This is a genomic window from Phyllobacterium sp. NPDC097923, from assembly GCF_044760925.1.
Taxonomy (GTDB): Bacteria; Pseudomonadota; Alphaproteobacteria; order Rhizobiales; family Rhizobiaceae; genus Phyllobacterium; species Phyllobacterium calauticae.
Map to the genome: position 1 here is coordinate 56220 of NZ_JBIWBL010000007.1, position 16892 is coordinate 73111.

Annotated in this window: 16 protein-coding genes; 8 read left to right on the plus strand and 8 right to left on the minus strand. The window is 62.1% G+C overall.

Annotation, left to right across the window (positions count from 1 at the left end; genetic code table 11):
• Positions 1-20 precede the first annotated feature (20 nt).
• Entirely contained in the window at positions 21-1778 is a 1758-nt protein-coding gene (locus tag ACIQWS_RS23070) for an ABC transporter ATP-binding protein (protein ID WP_403184680.1), read from the minus strand.
• On the opposite strand from ACIQWS_RS23070, the gene ACIQWS_RS23075 reads away from it, so the two are divergent.
• The 7 genes from ACIQWS_RS23075 (at position 1771) to ACIQWS_RS23105 (ending at position 8015) form a co-directional block, all read left to right on the plus strand.
• A complete protein-coding gene (locus ACIQWS_RS23075) occupies positions 1771-2154 on the plus strand; it encodes a hypothetical protein (RefSeq protein ID WP_403184682.1) in 384 nt (127 codons plus the stop codon). The genes ACIQWS_RS23070 and ACIQWS_RS23075 overlap by 8 nt on opposite strands.
• A 70-nt stretch (positions 2155-2224) precedes the next feature.
• The gene (locus tag ACIQWS_RS23080; RefSeq protein WP_223615414.1) at positions 2225-2494 is read left to right on the plus strand and encodes a hypothetical protein; all 270 of its coding nucleotides are present in this window, start codon (positions 2225-2227) and stop codon (positions 2492-2494) included.
• Positions 2495-2744: 250 nt separating this feature from the next.
• A complete protein-coding gene (gene mgtA, locus ACIQWS_RS23085; RefSeq protein ID WP_403184685.1) occupies positions 2745-5459 on the plus strand; it encodes a magnesium-translocating P-type ATPase in 2715 nt (904 codons plus the stop codon).
• Between the two features lie 72 nt (positions 5460-5531).
• Positions 5532-5834 carry a hypothetical protein gene (locus ACIQWS_RS23090; protein WP_346305746.1) on the plus strand — a complete coding sequence of 101 codons (303 nt, stop codon included), beginning with the start codon at positions 5532-5534 and terminating at the stop codon, positions 5832-5834.
• Positions 5835-5873: 39 nt separating this feature from the next.
• Positions 5874-6365 (plus strand): DUF2493 domain-containing protein, encoded by a 492-nt coding sequence (locus ACIQWS_RS23095; RefSeq protein ID WP_403184687.1) that lies wholly within the window; start codon positions 5874-5876, stop codon positions 6363-6365.
• A 21-nt stretch (positions 6366-6386) separates the two neighbouring features.
• The gene (locus ACIQWS_RS23100) at positions 6387-7106 is read left to right on the plus strand and encodes an MgtC/SapB family protein (RefSeq protein ID WP_346305744.1); all 720 of its coding nucleotides are present in this window, start codon (positions 6387-6389) and stop codon (positions 7104-7106) included.
• A gap of 192 nt (positions 7107-7298) precedes the next feature.
• Positions 7299-8015 (plus strand): L,D-transpeptidase, encoded by a 717-nt coding sequence (locus ACIQWS_RS23105; protein WP_346305743.1) that lies wholly within the window; start codon positions 7299-7301, stop codon positions 8013-8015.
• Positions 8016-8059: 44 nt separating this feature from the next.
• Here ACIQWS_RS23105 and ACIQWS_RS23110 read toward each other — a convergent pair whose 3' ends face one another.
• Positions 8060-8482, minus strand: coding sequence for a helix-turn-helix domain-containing protein (locus ACIQWS_RS23110; protein ID WP_105735390.1), 423 nt, complete (start codon positions 8480-8482; stop codon positions 8060-8062).
• A gap of 70 nt (positions 8483-8552) precedes the next feature.
• Here ACIQWS_RS23110 and ACIQWS_RS23115 point away from each other — a divergent pair, with 70 nt between their 5' ends.
• Positions 8553-10817 (plus strand): heavy metal translocating P-type ATPase, encoded by a 2265-nt coding sequence (locus ACIQWS_RS23115; RefSeq protein WP_403184690.1) that lies wholly within the window; start codon positions 8553-8555, stop codon positions 10815-10817.
• 35 nt (positions 10818-10852) lie between these two features.
• Here the strand turns inward: ACIQWS_RS23115 and ACIQWS_RS23120 are convergent, their stop codons facing one another.
• The 6 genes from ACIQWS_RS23120 to ACIQWS_RS23145 form a co-directional block, all read right to left on the minus strand.
• Positions 10853-11539, minus strand: coding sequence for an ABC transporter ATP-binding protein (locus tag ACIQWS_RS23120; RefSeq protein WP_403184851.1), 687 nt, complete (start codon positions 11537-11539; stop codon positions 10853-10855).
• Positions 11536-12285, minus strand: coding sequence for an ABC transporter ATP-binding protein (locus ACIQWS_RS23125; protein WP_403184692.1), 750 nt, complete (start codon positions 12283-12285; stop codon positions 11536-11538). The genes ACIQWS_RS23120 and ACIQWS_RS23125 overlap by 4 nt, the downstream gene beginning before the upstream one ends.
• On the minus strand, positions 12278-13261 hold the full coding sequence (locus ACIQWS_RS23130; RefSeq protein WP_403184694.1) for a branched-chain amino acid ABC transporter permease: 984 nt from the start codon (positions 13259-13261) through the stop codon (positions 12278-12280). Before ACIQWS_RS23130 ends, ACIQWS_RS23125 begins: the two co-directional genes overlap by 8 nt.
• 8 nt (positions 13262-13269) lie before the next feature.
• A complete protein-coding gene (locus ACIQWS_RS23135; RefSeq protein ID WP_346305739.1) occupies positions 13270-14190 on the minus strand; it encodes a branched-chain amino acid ABC transporter permease in 921 nt (306 codons plus the stop codon).
• Between the two features lie 75 nt (positions 14191-14265).
• The gene (locus tag ACIQWS_RS23140) at positions 14266-15402 is read right to left on the minus strand and encodes an ABC transporter substrate-binding protein (RefSeq protein WP_130272211.1); all 1137 of its coding nucleotides are present in this window, start codon (positions 15400-15402) and stop codon (positions 14266-14268) included.
• 70 nt (positions 15403-15472) lie between these two features.
• Positions 15473-16891 (minus strand): 3-hydroxyacyl-CoA dehydrogenase NAD-binding domain-containing protein, encoded by a 1419-nt coding sequence (locus ACIQWS_RS23145; RefSeq protein WP_403184698.1) that lies wholly within the window; start codon positions 16889-16891, stop codon positions 15473-15475.
• Position 16892: the final 1 nt, after the last annotated feature.

The window sequence follows — 16892 nt, forward strand, 5'->3', positions numbered from 1 at the left end:
TCTGACCGGCGCTGTAAAGTTCAGGCTTTCCCGTTCACCCGGTCAAGCAGGATTTCCGCGCCCGCATCGCCGAACTGCACCTGATAGAGCCGCTTGTAGGCGCCGCCTGCGGCAAGCAGTTCGCTGTGGCTGCCCTGTTCCAGAATCCGGGCATCATCGACCACGACGATACGGTCGGCGTTGCGGATCGTCGCCAGCCGGTGCGCGATGACCAGGGTCGTGCGGCCCTGTGCCAGTTCGGCGAGGGATGCCTGGATTTCGCGCTCGGTCTGCGTGTCGAGCGCCGATGTCGCTTCATCGAGAATGAGGATGGGCGGGTTTTTCAGGAACATGCGGGCGATGGCAAGCCGCTGCTTCTGGCCGCCCGACAGCTTGACGCCGCGCTCGCCGACAATGGTCTCAAGCCCGGCAGGCAGACCGGCTATCATTTCGTCGAGGCGGGCGCGGCGGGCGGCGAGCGCAATGTCTTCATCCGACGCATCGAGGCGGCCATAGGCGATGTTCTCGCGGATGGAGCCGCCGAACAGGAAGACATCCTGCTGCACAACGCCGATCTGGCTGCGCAACGAGGCGAGCGTCATGTCGCGGATGTCGATGCCGTCAACGGTGATCGCGCCGGAGTCGACCTCGTAGAAGCGCGGAAGCAGTGAACAGAGGGTGGTTTTCCCCGCACCGGAAGAGCCGACAAAGGCAACGGTCTCACCGGCCCTGATCTCCAGATCGATATCGCGCAGCGCAGTCCGGTCGGCGGTGTAGCCGAAATTTACCTTGTCGTAGCGGATGTTTCCCTTGAGGCCGCTGACATCGGTGGCACCGGGCCGGTCGGCGATATCGGGCTCGGTGTCGAGAAGCTCGGCGTAGCGCTTGAACCCGGCGATGCCCTTCGGATAGGTCTCGATAACCGAGTTGATCTTTTCGATCGGCCGCACGAACACCGTCACCAGAAGCAGGAAGCTGACGAAGCCGCCGTTGGAAAGGCTGCCGGTGATGACGAAGTAGCTGCCGGCGATCATCACGATCAGCTGGATCAGCCGCATGCTCATATAGTTCAGCGAAGTGCTTGCCGCCATGATGCGGTAGGCGCTCAGCTTGGTTTCCCGGTAGCGGGCATTGTCATGGGCAAAGAGATCGCGCTCATGATCCTCGTTGGCGAAGGCCTGCACGACGCGCATGCCGCCGACATTCTCCTCGATGCGGACATTGAAATCGCCGACACGCCGATAGAGGCTCTGCCAGTTGCGGGTCATGCGCCCGCCATAGCGGCTGGCGACCCATGCAACGAAGGGAACGATGGCCAGTGTCAGCAGGGCGAGATGCGGGTTGATGAGGAACATCAGCAGGAATGCGCCGATGAAGGTCATGATGGCGATGAACAGATCTTCCGGGCCGTGATGCGCCACTTCGCCGATCTCCTCGAGATCCTTGGTCACGCGGGCGACGAGATGGCCTGTTTTGTGGTTGTCGTAGAAGCGGAAGGAGAGCTTTTGCAGGTGATCGAAGCTCTTGCGGCGCATCTCGGTTTCAATGTTGATGCCGAGCTTGTGCCCCCAATAGACAACGACCGCCGTGAGGCCGGAATTGAGGAGATAGACAGCAAGCAGTCCGGCCGCCGCCAGAAGAATGTAGCTCCAGTTTTCGCTCGGCAACAGCACATCGATGAAGGCGCGCACGGCCATGGGAAAGCCGAGTTCCAGCAGGCCGGACAGGACAGCGCAGGAGAAGTCCAGCGCGAACAGCCCTTTGTAGGGCGCGTAATAGGCGAAAAAACGTTTGATCATGGGCACGTATGGCGAGAGCCGGAAGCTCTCTGGCTTGAATGGAACTGTTGGGGAAGCGTTAGCACGCCGCTCCCCCATAAGCGAACATGTTTTGCGGGCGCTGGATGCCGGGCAGGCCGATTTGGGGCCGGAATTCAAGCCGTTGCAGCCGATACGATCAATTTCGCGCGACAAAAATCGCGATGGCCAAGCTTTCCGGTTGACAACCCGCATCAAGCAGGCGTATCGCGGTTTTGCTTGGGTTACCCAGGTCATTTTTCAAATCACAAAGAAGACGATGGACAGCAAATCTAGCTGCGCCCTGACTGCCGTTGATGCGGGAGGCCGGGCGCTTGAAACAACTAACGAGCAGGACTCGATCCGGTACACCGGATGAGCAACGTTAGGGCCTAGGGCTCCACCGTCGCTCACCCCGGCCGGATCGCTTCCGGTCAATGAGGTGAGCCATGAACATCACGTTCGCAACTCTTCCAGGCGTTCGCGCCTTCGCCAACCGCGCCCGCGGGCGGCTTGCCGTGCAACGGAACAGCGTTTCCGCAGCACCCCAGAAACAGCACCTTTTTTCCAATCTGCAGGCGGATTGGCGCGTCAATCCGGTCAATGGCCGGCTTGAAATGCGCTGGCATGCCGATAATGAGCCGCCCGCACCCGTTTTGGACCCGGTTGAAAAACTCGGGCTGGTGCTGGCGGTCTATCAGTCGGGCCGCATGATCTGACCGCTGTTTTACCAAACGCCGCGCAGGCGCCTTCGGGCCATCGGGTGCGGCATGAAGGAGTATCCCATGGACGACTATCCTAGTAGGCCCGCCGTGCTGCCGGTGACCGGCAAGCATGGCGGGCGATCCCAAAGAGCAGATTCCCCAAAACCGACCGTGGACGTGACGGCTCGGCACGGCTTGTTGCGCCTGAATTTCAGGTGATCCGGAGCTGGTGTCGCTGTCGCGCAAAGCGGCAGGAGACCAGAAAATGAACGTCATTCTCAAGAATTCCGCATTGAATGCGGAGAAGAAGGACAGCCGCAAGCTGTCCATGCGGGCTGTGCGCGAAGCCCAGAACGATATCGACATCACCCTCGCCAACGTCAAAAGCCACCGGGACGGCCTGACGATCCGCGATGCGACGGAACGCCTGGCCAAGGACGGGGCAAACGAGGTCGCCCATGACCGGCGCCCGCATGCGCTCGTCCAGTTCATGTCGGCTTTCAAGAACCCCTTCATCATGGTGCTGATCGTCCTTGGCCTGATCAGCGCTTTCACCGATTGCTGGCTGCCCATGCAGAACGGCGATGCGCCGGATCCGACCAAGGTGATCATCCTCACCGTCATGATCCTGGCCAGCGGCATCATGCGCTTCGTCCAGGAATACCGCTCCGGAAAGGCGGCCGAAGCCTTGAAGGCGATGGTGCGCACGACGGCCACGGTGCTGCGCCGGAACCGTGCGACGACCCCGTCCGAAATGCTCGAAATTCCGATGCGGGAACTCGTGGCGGGCGATGTGGTGCGCCTGTCCGCTGGTGATATGATCCCGGCCGACGTGCGTCTGATCGAATCGCGCGATCTCTATGTCAGCCAGGCGGTCCTGACGGGCGAAGCCATTCCCGTCGAAAAATACGACACGCTCGGCGCGGTTGCCGAGAAGTCGGCACTGGGCATTGCCTCGGATCAGACCGACATGCTGGATGTTCCCAATATCTGCTTCATGGGCACCAATGTGGTCAGCGGCACGGCGACAGCTGTCGTCGTGGCGACGGGATCGCGCACCTATTTCGGTTCGCTTGCCAAATCCATCGTCGGTTCGCGCGCCCAGACCGCTTTCGACCGCGGCATCAACAGCGTCAGCTGGCTGCTCATCCGCTTCATGCTGGTGATGGTGCCGGTCGTTTTCCTGATCAACGGTTTCGTCAAGGGTGACTGGCTGGAAGCCCTGCTGTTCGCGCTTGCGGTTGCCGTCGGCCTGACGCCGGAAATGCTGCCGATGATCGTCTCGTCCAACCTGGCCAAGGGCGCCGTTGCCATGGCCCGGCGCAAGGTCGTGGTCAAGCGCCTCAACGCCATCCAGAACTTTGGTGCCATGGACATCCTGTGCACGGACAAAACAGGCACGCTGACCCAGGACAAGATCATCCTCGAGCATCATGTCGATGTCTACGGCAAGCGCGACGAGACGGTGCTGCGCCTTGCCTGGCTCAACAGCCATCACCAGAGCGGCGTGAAGAACCTGATGGATCAGGCCGTGCTGCGCTTTACCGATGCATCGGCCGACAACATGCGGACTGCCGCCTTCTATCGCAAGGTCGACGAGATGCCGTTTGATTTCATCCGGCGGCGGCTGTCGGTGGTGGTCGAAGGCGTGGCCGGCGAGCACCTGCTGGTCTGCAAGGGTGCCGTGGAGGAAATGCTTGGTATTGCCACCCGCATGCGCGACGGGAACGATGTCCGCGTGCTCGACGACACCAGCCGCAAGGCACTGGTTGCCATCGCCCGCGCCTACAATGAGGACGGGTTCCGTGTTCTGGTGGTCGCCACCCGGGAAATCCCGGCCGGGGACGCCAAGGCACAATACGGCATCGCGGATGAAAACGAGCTGATCGTCGAGGGTTTCCTGACCTTCCTCGACCCGCCCAAGGAAACCGCCGGACCGGCGATTGCGGCGCTGGCCGAACATGGCGTCGCGGTCAAGCTGCTGACCGGTGACAATGAGGTGGTCAGCCTCAAGATCTGCCGTGAGGTCGGGCTTGAAGCGGGGATACCGCTGCTTGGCCGTGACATCGAGAAGCTGGACGACAGCGCACTGCGTCATCTGGTGGAGGAGCGCGTCGTCTTCGCCAAGCTGACGCCGCTGCAGAAGTCGCGGGTGCTCAAGGCCCTGCAGGCCAATGGCCACACGGTCGGCTTCCTCGGCGACGGGATCAACGATGCCCCGGCGCTGCGCGATGCGGATGTCGGCATTTCCGTCGACAGCGGTGCGGATATCGCCAAGGAATCGGCCGATATCATCCTCCTGGAAAAGAGCCTGATGGTGCTCGAAGAGGGCGTCATCAAGGGTCGCGAGACCTTCGGCAACATCATGAAGTACCTGAACATGACGGCCAGCTCCAACTTCGGCAATGTGTTCTCGGTTCTCGTGGCCAGCGCCTTCATCCCGTTCCTGCCGATGCTGGCGATCCATCTGCTCATCCAGAACCTGATGTACGATATCTCGCAGCTGGCATTGCCGTGGGACAAGATGGACAAGGAATTCCTCAGCAAGCCGCGCAAGTGGGATGCGAGGAACATCGGCCGCTTCATGCTGTGGATCGGACCGACCTCGTCGATCTTCGACATGACCACCTTCGCCCTGATGTGGTTCGTCTTTGCCGCCAATGCGCCCGAGCATCAGTCGCTGTTCCAGTCCGGCTGGTTCATCGAGGGGCTTCTGTCGCAGACGCTGGTCGTACACATGCTGCGCACGCAGAAGATCCCCTTCATCCAGAGCACGGCGGCCCTGCCGGTCATGCTGATGTCGATCCTGGTGATGGGCCTCGGAATCTATGTGCCGTTCTCGCCGCTCGGCGCGCTGGTCGGGTTGCAGCCTCTGCCCTGGAGCTACTTCCCCTGGCTGGTGGCTACCCTGTTCAGCTACTGCGTCGTCGCCCAGACGATGAAGGCGATCTATATCCGCCGCTTCGGCCAGTGGTTCTGAACCGTCACACAGCGGGCGGCATTGGCCGCCCGTCATCCTCCCGTTCCGCAAGACCGCCAGAGGAGATCTGATATGGTCATGACCGATTTCATCCTGCACTTTCAGGCGAGCACGCCACCCCATGGTTCATGGGGTGGTTTGCCCAAACGCGGCTCGCTTTCGAAACGCCCGGAACCGCGCCGTTCACGGATAAGGGATCAGTTCCTGCGATGGCTCTGCTGGCTTTTGGCCGTGACAGGACAGGGATTGTTCTGGCTTGCCACGCGCCTGCACCGCCGGGGCGTTCTCAATCGCAGGCGCAGCTGGCGCCTCATCCAGTGGTCGTCCTCCCTGAACCAGAGCGCCATCCGCATCATGCGGCGGGCACGCTGGTAGCACGCCTCCCATTTCAACACAGACTGCAAGGAGCACATCATGCGCCTTTTGATTTCCGGTGGCCGGCATTTCGATGTCGCCGAAGCCATTCTCGACGAACTGAACCGCATCCATGCGGCCTGTCCGGTGACGGTTCTCATCCATGGCGGTCTTCCCGCCCTGGGATCGGTGGCCGAGGACTGGGCCCGGCAGAACGATGTCCATATCGTCCGCTATCCCGCCAACTGGTCGCTGCTGGGCAAGCAGGCCGACACGAAGCGCAACCGCTTCATGCTGGAAGACAGCCGCCCCGATGCGCTGCTGGCCTTTCCCGGCGGCAGGCATCTGCAGGAACTGGTGCAGCAGGCCCATGCCAGGCATATTCCGGTGATCACGACCCGAAGCCTGGAGCGATCTTCCGACGGCGAGGCGGGGGCGCCTGCGGATCATTGCGCCGACAGTCCGGAGGGCGACATGCCGCGCCAAGCCGCCCATCTGGCGATGACAGGGACTGTCATCATTGTTAACCGGAGAAATGCTAGCCTCGCATGACGAGCCAGCTGCGGTGACCCCATGAAGTTCATACAGACATTCGACCTCTATCCCTTTCTCGATACGACCATCAGCTTCGTCGCCGCCTTCATCTTCGGCACGCTGATTGGCGCGGAGCGCCAGTACCGGCAGCGGACGGCCGGGCTGCGCACCAATGTACTTGTCGCCATTGGTTCGGCGGCCTTCGTCGATCTGGCGCAGCGGATTGCCGGGACGACGGAAGCCGTCCGGGTGATTTCCTACGTGGTTTCCGGCATCGGCTTTCTCGGTGCGGGCGTGATCATGAAGGAAGGGATGAACGTGCGGGGGCTGAACACCGCGGCAACGCTCTGGTGTTCGGCGGCGGTGGGTGCCTGTGCCGGCACGGACATGCTCGCCGAAGCGGCGCTGCTGACGGTGTTTGTGCTTGCCGGCAATACGCTGCTGCGCCCGCTGGTCAATGCCATCAACCGCATCCCGATCAGCGAGCAGGCGGCGGAGGCGACCTATGAGGTCAAGCTGATATCGACCCGCGCGGCCATGCCAACCATGCGCGACCTTCTGGTCGAACGGCTTGAAGAGGCGGATTATCCCGTCAGCGACGTCGAAATCACCGATCAGGGCGATGACGAGACCGTGGAAATCGTGGCCACGCTGGTCAGCACGGCGATCGATCCCGATGAGATCGACGCAGTGATTGCCCATATGGAAAAGCAGCACGGCATTTCCCACGGAACGTGGGAGGGCAGCACAAAGGACTAGGGTAATGTTGCGTTATCACGCAAGTTTACAGTCTGATATATACTGTGATCATAATGCAACAGTGCCACAGACATTACGTTCTGCCTTGTTTTTGACACACGGTTGCCGCGATCCGTTTTAAAAGGATAGGGGCAAGCGGTGACCACGACCGCCTGTCCGCCCCGCCTGTCCCATCGTTTGAAAGCATACAGAATGTCATCCCTCGTTTCGCGCCGGTCATTCCTGACCGGCCTGTCGCTCCTTGGCGTTTCAGCCGTCGCTGCCTGTGCCCAGTTGCCCAAACAGTCGCTCGATCTTGCCGGTTCGCAGGATGCCGTGCCGGCGGACAAGCCGGCACCCGTCGAGGTTGCCGCACCGGCACCGGTAAAGCCCGATTACATCAGCATGTATCAGGCAGTCGAAGAGGAGGGCTACAGGCTGCCGGCGATACCCTTTGCCAAGGTCAATGAAAAATTCCTGCGGCAGGTCGTCGACGATCCGACAGGGGAGAAACCCGGCACGATCGTCGTCAATACCGTCGACAAGTTTCTCTATCTGGTTCTGAAGAACGGCAAAGCGATGCGCTATGGCGTCGGGCTCGGCCGGCAGGGCTATTCCTGGAAGGGCCGCGCCATTGTCCAGTGGAAGCGCAAGTGGCCGACCTGGACACCGCCATCGACCATGATTGCACGCGATCCGAAGCTGGAAAAATGGCGCCAGGGCATGCCGCCGGGTGTCAACAATCCCCTGGGTTCGCGAGCCCTCTACATCTTTCAGGGCGGTGTCGACACGCTGTACCGCATTCACGGTTCGCCGGACTGGAACTCCATCGGCAAATCCGCATCGTCGGGCTGCGTGCGCATGTTCAATCAGGACGTGATGGATCTCTATGAGCGCGTCCCCGGCAAGGCCCCGCTGCTGGTTATTTAGGACCAGGATTCATAAACGTGGCCGCAGCCGGTTGTGACTGCGGCCTAGTGTTGCGCATGCGCGCATTTGCCGTGATCGGCCAGAATTTCGATGACGCGGCATTCGGCAACGCGGCCGTGCCGGCATCCCTCCACCATCAGTTCCAGCTCGGCCTTCAGCGCATTCAGGCTGCGGATGCGCTGCTCGACCTCGATGAGGCGCGCATTGGCAATGCCGTCGGCGGTTTCGCAGGGCTGGTTGGGGTCATCCTGCAGGTGCAGCAGGGTGCGGATCGAGTCGATCTCGAAACCCAGCTCGCGCGCATGGCGGATGAATGCCAGCCTGCGGATGTCCGTGTCCTCGTAGTGCCGGCGGTTGCCGTCGGTGCGCGCCGGCGCTGCCAGCAGCCCGATCTGTTCGTAGTAGCGGATGGTCGGCACTTTGACGCCGCTGCGCTTTGCTGCTTCGCCGATCGAAATTTCTTTCAACATTTCGCTTGCTCCTCTAGTCGCTAGAGCATGTAGCCTGGCCGGCAACAGAGTCAAGAGAGGTTGAATCATGACAGCAGCGCCAACGCAAACCCGCTTCCGGGTCGAGGGCATGGACTGTGCAAGCTGTGCGGCCAAGATCGATACGGCGGTGCGCCGGTTGCCTGGCGTGGCCGACATTTCCGTGTCGGTGACGGCGGGCACGATGACGGTCAAACACGACGACACCGCCGATCTCGGTGTTCTCGAGAAAAAGGTGAATGGTCTTGGCTACAAGGTTTCGCCGCTGACAGCCAAGAGCCCGGCGCCGGTGGCGGCGCCGTCATGCAGCGGGCATGACCATGCCAACCACAATCACGTGGATCATGATCACCACGACCATGAGCATGCGGACCACGATCATGCCGGGCATGCCCACGCGGACACAAACGCGGCTGTGGCCGCTGCTCCGGTGCAAAGCGCCGGGCCGGCCCGCTGGTGGCAGAGCCGCAAGGGCTTTCTGACCATCATCAGCGGTGTCGCCCTTGTCGCGGCCTATGCCGTCGGCAAGCTTTTTCCGGATATCGCCAACGGAGCCTTTGTCGTGGCGATGCTGGTCGGGCTTGTGCCCATTGCCCGCCGTGCACTGATGGCGGCGCGTTCAGGCACACCATTTTCCATCGAAATGCTGATGACGGTCGCAGCCATCGGCGCGGTGATCATTGGCGCGGGTGAAGAAGCCGCCGCCGTGGTCTTTCTGTTCCTGATCGGCGAAATGCTTGAGGGCGTTGCCGCCGGCCGTGCCCGCGCCAGCATCCAGGGGCTCGCCGATCTCGTCCCCAAAACCGCATTGGTGGAGCGTGGCGGCAACACGGTCTCGGTTCCTGCCGATACCTTGGCTGTTGGCGATATCATTCTGGTGCGGCCGGGTGACCGCATTCCCGCCGACGGCGACATCACCGAGGGAACCAGCGAGATCGACGAAGCGCCGGTCACGGGCGAAAGCACGCCCAAGCGCAAGAATGCCGGTGATCCGGTTTTCGCCGGAACCATCAATACAGATGGCGTCCTGCGGATCGCCGTCACCGCAACGGCAAGCGACAACACCATCGCCCGGGTGATCCGTCTCGTGGAAGAAGCACAGGAAAGCAAGGCGCCGACGGAACGCTTCATCGACGGTTTCTCGCGCTACTACACACCGGGCATCATGGTTGTCGCGGCGCTTGTTGCTATCGTCCCGCCCTTGTTCATGGGCGGCATCTGGAGCGAATGGGTCTATAAGGGCCTTGCCATTCTCCTGATCGGCTGCCCCTGCGCGCTTGTCATCTCGACACCGGCTGCGATTGCCGCCGGCCTCTCCGCCGGTGCGCGGCGCGGCCTGCTGATGAAGGGCGGCGCCGTGCTTGAAACTTTCCGCAAGGTGACCGCCGTCGCCTTTGACAAGACCGGCACCCTGACCGAAGGCAAGCCCGTGGTCACGGATATCGTGTCATTCGGCCTGCCGGAACAGGAAATCCTGTCGCTGGCCGCGGCGCTGGAAACCGGTTCGAGCCATCCTCTGGCGGTGGCCATTCTGGACCGGGCCAAGGCGGATGCGGTTGCCATTCTTCCGTCCACCGCGGCAAAGGCCGTTTCCGGCAAGGGCGTCGAGGGAACCGTTGGTGGCAAGGACGTGTTCCTCGGCTCGCCGCAGGCCGTCGCCGCAACGGCGCCGCTCAGCGCGGAACAGACGGCGTCCATCGCCGCGCTGAACGACCAGGGCAAAACGGTTTCCCTCGTGGTTGTCGATGGCAAGCTTGCGGGCCTGCTGGCCATGCGCGACGAGCCGAGGGCTGATGCGGAGCGCGGTCTTGCCGTTTTGAAAGAGCAGGGCATCAAGGCCGTCATGCTGACCGGCGACAACAGCCGCACCGCGAAAGCCATTGCCTCCAAGCTGGGGATCGAGCCGAGGGCGGAACTGCTGCCGCAGGACAAACAGCGGATCGTCGGCGAGATGCAGCGCGCCGGCCTGACCGTTGCCAAGGTCGGCGACGGCATCAATGACGCTCCCGCGCTTGCCGCGGCCGACATCGGCATTGCCATGGGCGGCGGTACGGATGTGGCGCTTGAAACCGCCGATGCGGCAATCCTGCACGGCCGGGTGATCGATGTCGCCAACATGATCGACCTGTCGAAAACGGTGATGAGCAATATCCGCCAGAACATCGGCGTTGCGCTCGGCCTGAAGGCCGTCTTCCTGGTGACGACGATCATCGGCCTGACCGGTCTGTGGCCGGCAATCCTTGCCGATACCGGCGCGACGGTGCTGGTGACGGCCAATGCCATGCGGCTTCTCGGCTGGAAGGGCCGCGCGTAAGACATGACATGTGCGGCCTCCCGTCGGGGAGGCCGTCAGACGCCGAGATAGCGGTCTTGAATCGCGCCGGTCAATTCGGCCGGTACACCGCTCCAGACGGTGCGGCCCCGCTCAAGCACAAAGCAGCGGTCGGCCACCGGAAGCAGTTCGGACAGGGTCTTGTCGACAACCAGAATGGACTGACCCTGCTGTTTCAATGCGGCGATGGCTTTCCAGATTTCCTGCCGGATAACCGGCGCAAGGCCCTCCGTCGCCTCATCGAGAACGATCAGCTTCGGGTTGGTCATCAGGGCACGCCCCACGGCAAGCATCTGCTGCTCGCCGCCCGACAGCGTGTTGGCATATTGCCCGGACCGCTCCGCCAGGCGCGGGAAGAGGGCATTGACCTCCTTGATCGTCCAGAATCCCTTTCGCGCCGAAGCCAGCAGATTTTCCGCCACCGTCAGGTTGGGAAAGCAGCGCCGTCCTTCCGGCACCAGTCCCAGCCCAAGCCGGGCGATGCGATAGGGCTTTGCCGACGAGATATCATGGCCGGCGAAACGCACCGTGCCATGGCGCAGAGGCGAGAGCCCGAAGATCGAGCGGATGGTGGTGGTCTTGCCCATGCCGTTGCGGCCCATCAGCGCCACGGCTTCGCCTTCCGCCATCGCAAGATCGACGCCGAAAAGCGCCTGCGACGCGCCGTAGAATGTCTCGACTCCGGCAAGTTCCAGCAGCATCAGACGCTCTCCCCGAGATAGGCTTCGCGCACCAGCGGATTGCGGCGGATGTCGTCGACCGTGCCGGTGGCGATGATGCGGCCATAGACCAGCACCGAAATGCGGTCGGCGAGGGCAAAGACCGCATCCATATCGTGTTCGATCAAAAGGATCGGTGCCTCGTGCCGCAGCGTGTCGAGAAAGGCGGTGAGGCGTTTCGAGCCTTCCGGGCCCATGCCCGCCATCGGCTCATCGAGCAGGAAGGCTTTCGGACCGAGCGCCAGCGCAATGGCAATTTCCAGCTGCCGCCGCTCGCCATGGGAAAGTTCGGCGCTGGGCATATCAGCCCGGTCAAGCAGTCCCACCCGGCCGAGCATGTCGCGCGCGGTGTCCTTGAGCGATGCATCCGCCATGACAGGCTTCCAGAAACGGAAACTCGACCCTTGATTGGCCTGCACGGCCAGCATGACATTGCGCAGTGCCGAAAACTCGGGCGTCAGCGACGAGATCTGGAAGGTGCGGCCGAGCCCCAGTTGCGCGCGGTGTGAGACGCCAAGCGCCGAGACATCCCGGCCCATGAAGTGGATGGAGCCGCTATTGTGCTTCAGCGTTCCGGCGATCTGGTGGATCAGTGTCGATTTTCCCGCACCGTTCGGGCCGATCAGCGCGTGGATTTCGCCGGGATGAAGATCAAGACTGACATCGTCGGTGGCCTTCAGCGCGCCGAAGGATTTGCACAGGTTTCGGATGCTGAGAACGGGTTCAGCCATGACGCACCTTCCCGGCCAGAAGCCCGATGAGACCGCCACGCCCGAACAACACGATAGCAAGCAGAATGAGGCCGAGGAACAGCTGCCAATGCTCTGTCAGCCCGCCGAGGGCAAATTCGAACAACACGAACAGGATGGCGCCGGCGACGGGCCCGAAGAGACGGCCGGTACCGCCCAATATGATCAGCACGATGAGTTCGCCGGACATGCTCCATGACAGCATGGAGGGGCCGACAAAGCGGTTGAGATCGGCAAACAACGCACCGGCAATGGCGGTGATCATGCCCGACAGGATGAAGGCGACGAGGCGGATGCGCAGCGGCCGGATGCCGATGGACGCCACCCGCACCTCGTTCTGCCGCGTGGCCTGCAGCGCCGCACCGAAGCGTGAGTCCCTGAGCCGGGAGAAGGCGAACAGCGCCAGCAGGAGCAGGCAATAGGCGATCAGGAAGAAGCTGAGGGGATTGAGCGTGTTCACCCCGGGAAAGCCGTTGCGCATGGTGATCGACAGGCCGTCCTCGCCGCCATAGGCGGGCCACGAGATGGCGAAGTAGTAGATCATCTGGGCAAAGGCGAGGGTGATCATGATGAAATAGACGCCGGAGGTGCGCAGGCTGATCAGGCCGATCAGCAACGCGGCCAGACCGGCGACGGCAGCACTCACCAGCCAGATCACCGGCATCTGGTTTGTCGCCATGAGCACGACGGGGGCGGTGAGCAGAGGTATCTGGTTGAAGGCATGGGTGGCAAAGATACCGGCGGCATAGCCGCCGATGCCGAAAAAGGCCGCATGGCCGAAGGAGACAAGGCCGCCGAGGCCAAGGGCGAGGTTCAGCCCCACCGCGGCAAGCGCGAGAATGGCAATGCGGGTTGCAAGGGTCACGTAGAATGGCTCGCCCATGCCATGGGCGGCAATAGCGCAGGCCGGCACGACCAAGGCCAGGGCGATATTCACAAGGCGTTCGCGATCAGCCATTCCGCCCCTCACGCATTGACCGCAAAGAGGCCCTTCGGCCTCACTGCCAGAATGAAGGCCATGACGATGTAGATGAGCATCGAGGCGATGGCCGCGCCTGCCGTTGCCGCCTGTGACGGCTGCATGAACAGGGCAAAAAGCTGCGGGAGCAGGAACCGGCCCATGGTATCGACCACGCCGACAAGAATGGCGCCAGCCAGCGCGCCCTTGATGGAGCCGATGCCGCCGATGACGATGACGACGAAGGCGAGGATGAGCACCGGTTCGCCCATGCCGACCTGCACCGATTGCAGTGCACCGACAAGCGCGCCGGCGAGGCCAGCCAGCGCAGCGCCAAGGGCAAAGACGATGGTGTTGAGAGAAGCGATGTCGACGCCGAGCGCGCCGATCATTTCCCGGTCGGATTCACCGGCGCGGATGCGCATGCCGAGCCTTGTCTTTGCGATCAGCAGATAAAGCCCGATGGCGACGATGAGACCGGCGCCGATGATGGCAAGCCGGTAAAGCTGGTACTGCCCGCCGCCCGGCAGGCTGATCGCGCCCTGCAGCACCTTCGGGATGTCGAGATAGAGCGGAAAGGAGCCGAACACCCAGCGCGTGCCCTCGGAAAAGATCAGGATGAGCGCGAAGGTGGCAAGCACCTGATCCAGGTGATCGCGGTTGTAGAGACGGCGGATCACCGTGACTTCGACGATGGCGCCTGCGGCGGCAGCGGCAATGAGGCTTGCCACCAGGCCGAGCCAGAACGAGCCGGTATAGGCGGCAACCGCCGCGCAGGCGAAGGCCCCGACCATGTAGAGCGAGCCGTGGGCAAGGTTGATCACGCCCATGACGCCGAAGATCAGCGTCAATCCGGCGGCCATCAGAAACAGCATGACGCCGAACTGCAGGCCGTTGAGGGCTTGTTCGATGAGGAGGGCCGAAGACAAGGTTCAATCCAATCCGATGAGACGATCACAGGTATAGAGGGCGCGCGGATTTTTCGCCCGCGCGCCCTCTATCGTTCACATCTTGCAGCTGGCCGCGTAGGCATCCTGATGATCGGTGAAGCTGGTGGCGACGATCTTGTTGGTGAGAACGCCGTCTTCCTTGATCACTTCACGCACATAGATGTCCTGGATCGGGTGGTTGTTGTTGCCGAACTTGAATTTGCCGCGCACGGAATCGAACTTGGCTTCCTTGAGGGCGGCGCGGAACGCATCCTTGTCCTTGACGCTGGCCTTGGCGACGGCCGAAAGGATCAGGTTCGCTGTGTCGTAGCCCTGTGTCGCATAGAGCGACGGCAGGCGCTTGTACTCGGCCTTGAACGCAGCGACATATTTCTTGTTGGCGGCGTTATCGAGATCCTTCGACCAGTGCGACGAGTTCTTCACGCCGATGGCCGCATCGCCGATGGCGCCGAGCACGTCCTGATCGAAGGAGAAGCCGGGACCCATGACCGGCGTGGAAATGCCGGACTGCGAATACTGCTTCATGAAGGCGATGCCCATGCCACCGGGCAGGAAGAAGTAGACGGAATCGGCACCCGAAGCGCGGATCTGCGCGATCTCGGTGGCATAATCGGTCTGGCCGACCTTGGTGTAGAGCTCGCCTGCCAGCGCACCCTTGTAGAAGCGCTTGAAGCCGGTGAGCGCATCGGTGCCAGCGGGATAGTTCGGCGCAAGAATGAAGGTCTTCTTGTAGTTTGCCGTGTTGGCGTAATTGCCCATGGCCTCATGCAGATTGTCGTTCTGGTAGGCGACGTTGAAATAGTTCGGATTGCAGTTGGCGCCGGCAAGTGCGGAGGGGCCGGCATTCGTCGACAGGTAGAAGGTGCCCTGGCCGACAACGCCCGGCACGACCGCCATGGCGAGGTTGGACCAGACGATACCGGTCAGGATGTCGACTTTTTCGCTCTGGACCATCTTGTCGGCGATCTGCACGGCAAGTTCCGGCTTCTGCGCATCGTCCTCGACGATGACCTTGATGTCCTTGTTGCCGGACTCCTTGATGGCGAGAAGGAAGCCGTCGCGTATATCGATGCCAAGGCCTGCACCGCCGCCGGACAATGTCGTGATCATGCCGATCTTCACGGGTTCGGCCATGGCCTGACCGGCAAAAGTCAAACCCGCCATCAATGCCGCTGCTGCTATTCGTTTCATTGCGTCGTTCCCCTTATTTTATGGTTCATCTCAATTCTAAATTGATTCGCGATGCAAGTGCCCGTGCTGACTAACTCTGGGTTGATTTCTCCTGCGCAAAGCTGGTCAAAGCCGGGCACGCATCATACCGCCCGGAAGGGTGGATATGGCCGCAACGCTCCAGCGTGTTGGTGATCGCCGCGATCCAGAGCGCCTCCAGCATCTCGTGCGGGCCGTGGCGGAAATTCAGGCCGAGTTTCAGCGCGGTATCGATTCCCGCTGTCGTGGCCAGTCCCTGCCCGAAGGCGAAGGCTGCCTCATTGACCAGCATGGCCGCCACGCGCAGGAATATGAGGCCGGGCGTGTCCGTCACCTCGTGCAGTTCAACACCCAGCGATTTGGCCTGCAGCGCCATGGACCGGATATCGGCGTCGCGCAGATCATGCTGGGCGAAGGCGAGGGAAACGGGGCCGCGCCAATGGCCGATCTGCCGGTCAAGCACGATGACCGGCTGGCGGCTGTCCGTGGACAGTTCGCGGGCCGTCCGCCCGTCGCTCAGATGCACGGCAACACCGGTGCGTGTTTCCAGTTGCCGCTTCAACTCGTCGACAGTCGATATGGAACTGTCACCGGGCAGCACATTGTCCTGACGCGGATAGGTGAAAAATCCGCTTCCGGTTTTGCGGCCGAGCCTGCCCCCGGCCTTCATATTCTCGAGGAGCGGTGACGGCTTGAAGCGTGGCGACCGGTCGAATCCCTGCCATACGGAGGCTGTTGCGGCGAGGTTGATATCCACGCCGACAAGATCGATCAGCTCGAACGGCCCGAGCGGAAAGCCGCCTGACGATGTGAGGCACATGTCGATGGTTGCGGCATCGGTAACGCGATCTTCCAGAAGTTGCAGCGCTTCGCCGTAGAAGGGCCGGGCACAGCGATTGACGAGAAAGCCGGGGCTGTCGCGCACCTCGACGGGCTGCTTGCCCAAGATCTTGACGAGACCGGACAGCCGCTCCGTCACGCCTGCTTCCGTTTGTGGCCCAGCGACGACCTCCACCAGCTTCATCAGCGGGGCGGGGTTGAAGAAATGCAACCCGGCAAAGCGCTGGGGATGCCGGATCGTGCGGGCAATGGCTTCGACGGAAAGGGAAGAGGTGTTGGTGGCAAGGAGGCAATCCGTGGCGCAGACCTTCTCCAGTGCCTGAAACAGGTCTGCCTTGGCGTCCAGCGTCTCGATGATCGCTTCGATGACGAGATGCGCCGGCGCCATGTCCTGCAAGGTGTCGGCGATGACGATGTTCCCGGCGCAGGCGTCGCGCTCGCCTTCCGTCGATTTGCCGCGAGCGATGCGCTGGCCGATATCGGCAAGGATCGCAGCCTTCGCCTTGGCGGCCATGCCGTCCTGCGTGTCATAGAGGATTGTCTTTATTCCGGATCGTGCCAGCAGATGCGCGATGCCCCGGCCCATGGTGCCTGCACCGGCAACGCCAACAATGTTGACCGGCTTGCCCACG